Below are 3,056 nucleotides of genomic sequence, written 5' to 3' on the forward strand. Positions count from 1 at the left end.
CCCGCTCGGAAGAGCGGGGGCCGCCTCGCGGTGGTGCGGCGCCTTTCGGGCTAGGTGGTGGCGGGAGCCGCCCCACCACTACCCGAGGATCCACCGGGGGCGCCGCCGGCGAAGCCACCCGAGCTCGGGGGAAGCGAGTCACCCGGGCCGGCCTCACCCGTCGGAGCGACACTCGCGGTGATCTCCTCACCCTCGCGGGACTCGGCGGCGTCCGGCCGCGGGACCCCGGTGAAGGTGAACCTGGCGTTCTCCGTCTGGTCGGACTCACCGTCCCAACCCTCGACGTCGACGGTGATCAACTCGCCGGCCGCGACCTCACCGAAGAGGATCTTCTCCGAGAGCGTGTCCTCGATCTCGCGCTGGATGGTGCGACGCAGCGGCCGCGCCCCCAGCACCGGGTCGAAGCCCCGCTTGGCCAGGAGTTCCTTGGCACGGTCGGTGATCTCGATCGTCATGTCCTTGGCCTTGAGCGCCACGCCCACGCGGCTGACCATCAGGTCGACCATCTCGACGATCTGGTCCTTGGTGAGCTGGTGGAACACCACGATCTCGTCGATACGGTTGAGGAACTCGGGCCTGAAGTGCTTCTTGAGCTCGTCGTTGACCTTCTGCTTCATCCGGTCGTAGGCGTCCTCGGTGTTGTCGGCGGACTGGAAGCCCATCCCGACGGCCTTGGAGATGTCCCTCGTGCCGAGGTTGGAGGTGAAGATCAACACGGTGTTCTTGAAGTCCACCATGCGACCCTGCCCGTCGGTGAGACGGCCGTCCTCCAGCACCTGCAGGAGCGTGTTGTAGATCTCGGAGTGGGCCTTCTCGATCTCGTCGAACAGGACCACCGAGAACGGCTTGCGCCGGACCTTCTCCGTCAGCTGGCCACCCTCCTCGTATCCGACGTACCCGGGAGGTGCGCCGAACAGGCGGGAGGCGGTGAAGCGGTCGTGGAACTCACCCATGTCGATCTGGATGAGCGCGTCGTCCTCGCCGAACAGGAAGTTGGCCAGCGCCTTGGAGAGCTCGGTCTTGCCGACACCGGACGGGCCGGCGAAGATGAACGACCCCGACGGGCGCTTGGGGTCCTTGAGACCGGCCCGCGTGCGACGGATGGCCCGGGAGACCGCCTTGATGGCGTCCTCCTGGCCGATGATCCGCTTGTGCAGCTCGTCCTCCATGCGGAGCAGACGTGTGGTCTCCTCCTCGGTGAGCTTGAACACGGGGATCCCGGTCCAGTTACCCAGCACCTCGGCGATCTGCTCCTCGTCGACCACCGCGGCCACGTCCATGTCGCCCGCACGCCACTGCTTCTCACGTTCCGAGCGCTCGGCGATGAGCTTCTTCTCCGTGTCCCGCAGACCGGCGGCCTTCTCGAAGTCCTGCGCGTCGATCGCGGACTCCTTCTCGCGCCGGGCCTCGGCGATCTTCTCGTCGAACTCCCGGAGGTCCGGCGGAGCGGTCATCCGCTTGATCCGCATGCGGGCGCCGGCCTCGTCGATGAGGTCGATCGCCTTGTCCGGCAGGAAGCGGTCGTTGATGTACCTGTCCGCCAGCTGGGCCGCCGCGGCCAGGGCCGCGTCCGTGATGGTGACACGGTGGTGCGCCTCGTAGCGGTCGCGTAGACCCTTGAGGATCTCGATGGACAACTCGACGCTGGGCTCGGGGACCTGCACCGGCTGGAAACGACGCTCGAGCGCCGCGTCCTTCTCGATGTGCTTGCGGTACTCCTCGAGCGTGGTGGCGCCGATGGTCTGCAGCTCACCGCGGGCCAGCTTGGGCTTGAGGATCGACGCCGCGTCGATCGCGCCCTCGGCGGCACCCGCCCCGACGAGCGTGTGGATCTCGTCGATGAACAGGATGATGTCGCCCCGCTGATTGATCTCCTTGAGCACCTTCTTCAGGCGCTCCTCGAAGTCACCGCGGTAGCGGGAACCGGCCACCAGGGACCCCAGGTCGAGCGAGTAGACCTGCTTGTCCTTGAGGGTCTCGGGGACCTCGTTGTTGACGATGGCCTGGGCGAGGCCCTCGACGACCGCGGTCTTGCCCACGCCGGGCTCTCCGATGAGCACCGGGTTGTTCTTGGTGCGCCGGGAGAGCACCTGCATGATGCGCTCGACCTCCTTGGCGCGGCCGACCACCGGGTCGAGCTTGCCCTCCATGGCGGCCTGCGTGAGGTTGCGGCCGAACTGGTCCAGGACCGTCGAGGACGACGGCGTCCCGGACTCGCGCCCGCCGGTCCCCGCCGGCGCGCCCGTGGCCTCCGCCTCCTTGCCCTGGTAGCCGGAGAGCAGCTGGATGACCTGCTGCCGGACCCGGGTGAGGTCCGCTCCGAGCTTGACCAGCACCTGCGCGGCCACCCCCTCACCCTCTCGGATGAGGCCGAGGAGGATGTGCTCGGTCCCGATGTAGTTGTGGCCGAGCTGCAGCGCCTCGCGCAGGCTCAGCTCGAGGACCTTCTTGGCCCGCGGCGTGAACGGGATGTGCCCGCTGGGCGCCTGCTGGCCCTGGCCGATGATCTCCTCGACCTGACTCCGCACCGCTTCAAGCGAGATCCCCAGGGACTCGAGGGCCTTGGCGGCCACTCCCTCGCCCTCGTGGATGAGACCAAGCAGAATGTGCTCGGTGCCGATGTAATTGTGGTTGAGCATCCGGGCCTCTTCCTGGGCCAGGACGACGACGCGACGCGCGCGGTCGGTAAACCGTTCGAACATCGTGCTACCTCACATTCCTCGGGTGTTCACCACTGTAGTGGCCCGGTCTGACGCCCGGAGCCACAGGAGTGGCAGTCGGCCCGTCACCAGGGTTCAACGCGGCAGGTCGGGGAATCATTGCGGATACGTGTACGCCGACAGCGAACGCCGCCGAATCCGTGCGGGACGGCGCGGACATCTAGTCTCGGGAGCATGGTGGCGTCGGGCGGGACCGGGTGATGAGCCCGTTCGATCTGGACCGGATCGGCCGCGGCCTGCCCTTCACCGACGCGCTCCCGGCCCTGCGGCGCGCGCTCGCCACGGCGGGTACGGCGGTGGTCCAGGCTCCGCCCGGGACGGGCAAGACCACCCTCG

The 3,056-nt window shown here is 68.0% G+C and carries 1 protein-coding gene; it reads right to left on the reverse strand.

What is annotated here, in order from left to right; all coding sequences use genetic code 11:
- Positions 1–50: 50 nt before the first annotated feature.
- The gene (locus G6019_RS00675) at positions 51–2,702 is read right to left on the reverse strand and encodes an ATP-dependent Clp protease ATP-binding subunit (RefSeq protein ID WP_182626906.1); all 2,652 of its coding nucleotides are present in this window, start codon (positions 2,700–2,702) and stop codon (positions 51–53) included.
- Between the last annotated feature and the right edge of the window lie 354 nt (positions 2,703–3,056).

It is taken from the genome of Dietzia sp. DQ12-76 (assembly GCF_014145045.1).
GTDB lineage: Bacteria > Actinomycetota > Actinomycetes > Mycobacteriales > Mycobacteriaceae > Dietzia.

Excerpts from the sequence above, each read along its gene's own strand:
- G6019_RS00675 (WP_182626906.1), bottom strand. The coding sequence starts at position 2,702 with ATGTTCGAACGGTTTACCGACCGCGCGCGTCGCGTCGTCGTCCTGGCC.